Annotated in this window: 4 protein-coding genes; 3 read left to right on the top strand and 1 reads right to left on the bottom strand. The window is 38.7% G+C overall.

Annotation, left to right across the window (positions count from 1 at the left end; all coding sequences use genetic code 11):
• Positions 1-271: 271 nt before the first annotated feature.
• The 3 genes from KDK19_RS15255 (at position 272) to KDK19_RS15245 (ending at position 1,872) form a co-directional block, all read left to right on the top strand.
• Complete coding sequence (locus KDK19_RS15255; protein WP_257282288.1) at positions 272-859, top strand: hypothetical protein; 588 nt, start codon at positions 272-274, stop codon at positions 857-859.
• 273 nt (positions 860-1,132) lie between these two features.
• Positions 1,133-1,378, top strand: a complete 246-nt coding sequence (locus KDK19_RS15250) for a hypothetical protein (protein ID WP_257254962.1) — start codon at positions 1,133-1,135, stop codon at positions 1,376-1,378.
• Positions 1,379-1,398: 20 nt separating this feature from the next.
• Positions 1,399-1,872 carry a hypothetical protein gene (locus tag KDK19_RS15245; protein ID WP_257292289.1) on the top strand — a complete coding sequence of 158 codons (474 nt, stop codon included), beginning with the start codon at positions 1,399-1,401 and terminating at the stop codon, positions 1,870-1,872.
• A gap of 20 nt (positions 1,873-1,892) precedes the next feature.
• On the opposite strand, the gene KDK19_RS15240 is transcribed toward KDK19_RS15245, so the two are convergent.
• The coding region (locus tag KDK19_RS15240) for a hypothetical protein (protein ID WP_257292288.1) at positions 1,893-2,134 on the bottom strand (242 nt) is incomplete at its 5' end.

Raw genomic sequence — 2,134 nt, 5'->3', positions numbered from 1 at the left:
GCATCACACTGTCGTGTGCTGCTGGGTCAACCTACTCGCCGCTTCGCTCTGTTCCGGTTGCCACAAACCTCGGCGTTATATTTCTACATCTCGCACTGAGAAACATTGACCATATTAAATATTTCATGTAACCTCGAGTTCAATGTAGCGAAGGCTGCATAGGCTTTGATGAGGCCTGAGCCCCAACTCTAGTCATCACTAAAAGACATACAATCAATAGTTTCATTTTGATTTGCTGGTAAGTAAACGGGGTAGGCACTGGAGAATTGAAATGAAAGTAAGCTCTAAAAACGAACTCCACTCAATTGTGGAAACCCTACATAAGGCCCTAAAAGACGAAGATTTATCCATAAAAAAAACTCGTCTGCAAGAAATTTTTGCAAAATCCTTCGAGTATAAATCTTATAACGGGTTGATTTCATCCCTGCCAATAGACATATCCATCACAGAGAAGAATGAAAACAACTTCGCCAGCTTACTAAAGGAAAATCATAGTTTTGATAATTCCGCTAAAAGGCAGTTTTTAGCATATGTCGAGCAGACGCACGAAAGCTATTCAACATATTGGAACTCAGACTCTCAATGTTATCCAAAATCCATATCAAAGAATGAAAACTACTGGTATTTAACCAAAGAAGGGTGGAAACCATGGAGTGAAATGGATTTCAAAGCAATGAGAGTCGAGTTAAATATTTATGAGGTTGTTCATTCATCCTCTAATTTCTTGGGCGGATCTGCCAGATCTATCTGGGATGCTTGTATAGCGAGCCATGAGTTTGAGCTTGAAGCAGACAGATTAATTAAACAATATGGTCAAATGCCAGCTCAAGATATCTTGTACCCCAAATATGTTGAGTAACGAAATATACCAATTGCATCCAGGTGACGCCTGCGGAGCACCTGATTTAGGCGTTATGCGCTCAAGCAGCTCATGAGTACAACGGTTTGCTGGTAGCATCTTGTATTATGGTTGCAAAATCAGGTGTTTTTGAGTACATGGGTACGCTGTATAGACCGGTAGGAAGATGCTGAGTTTTGGACTTAGTCACTTCACTCAAAATGAAATGTTTAAAAACCCTATCAGAGTCTAATATTAGACCAACTTATTAGTTAAACAGATTTAGGAAAATTTATGGCTATTGATGCAAAAGAAGCAGCTCAGATTGCTGCAAAATATTTTGAGTCTATTACATCCCAAAGTGTAAAGCTCTCCATTGAAGAAATTGAACTTGATGATGATGGTTCTTGGTTGATCACATTAGGAATGTCTGATCTTTTTGCACTTGGAAGCGTAGGTAATAGAGTAACAAGCTATAAAATATTTAAAATTGATGCTGAATCTGGCGACGTGATATATATGAAAATACGCACAGTTTAATATTTCTAATGCTTGCCGATTTGTTAGTACGGTACAAAAAACAGGGTGCATTTCTAGACACTAACCTTCTCGTTTTATACTTGGTTGGCAAGTATGAACCAGAGTTTGTACCAAAGTTTAAACGAACTGCAATGTATACAGAGCAGGATTTCCACTGGCTAAATGAATATGTATCTCAGTTTTCCAGAATTGTAGTTACACCTCAAGTTTTAGCTGAAACGTGGAACTTTCTTGAAAAAATAAATGAAATCAAGTTCAAAGAATTCATAGTTTCAATATTACCTACATTATATGAAGTAAATGAACTGTATATTGAAAAAGATGAAGTCATTAGTGCTGAAGGATTCAGCTATATGGGCATCACTGATATATCAGTAATTTTAGCTGCGAAGAGTTTGGATTGTTTAGTATTAACCGATGATTTGAGAGCATACAGTTATTTTGCATCTCATGAAGTCATGGCTATCAATATTAACCATCTCAGGCAGGTGTAGCGCGCCTAACCAGGGAAAAATCATGAAACCCCCTGAAATTCGAGATATGCCCCGGGCCATAGTCGAAAAGGAGGCTGACGGTCAAAGGCAATCAGGGCAAGCTTGAAAAGGCTTTTGATCATCACTTCTCTTTGGAGAAGCTGAACCAATGGCAAGATGATAGCTATATGACCCGAAAAACAGGCCATGGCCGCACAGAAAGCCGGATGTATTTTGTGAGTGATATCTTCGATGAGTTTGTGAATTTTTCCTTCGACTGGCC

The organism is Endozoicomonas sp. ONNA1 (assembly GCF_024606325.1).
Lineage (GTDB): Bacteria > Pseudomonadota > Gammaproteobacteria > Pseudomonadales > Endozoicomonadaceae > Endozoicomonas_A.
The sequence above is the reverse complement of the archived record's forward strand: the minus strand, read 5'-3'. Positions and strand labels throughout refer to the sequence as shown.

Excerpts from the sequence above, each read along its gene's own strand:
- KDK19_RS15255 (WP_257282288.1), top strand. The coding sequence starts at position 272 with ATGAAAGTAAGCTCTAAAAACGAACTCCACTCAATTGTGGAAACCCTA.
- KDK19_RS15250 (WP_257254962.1), top strand. The coding sequence starts at position 1,133 with ATGGCTATTGATGCAAAAGAAGCAGCTCAGATTGCTGCAAAATATTTT.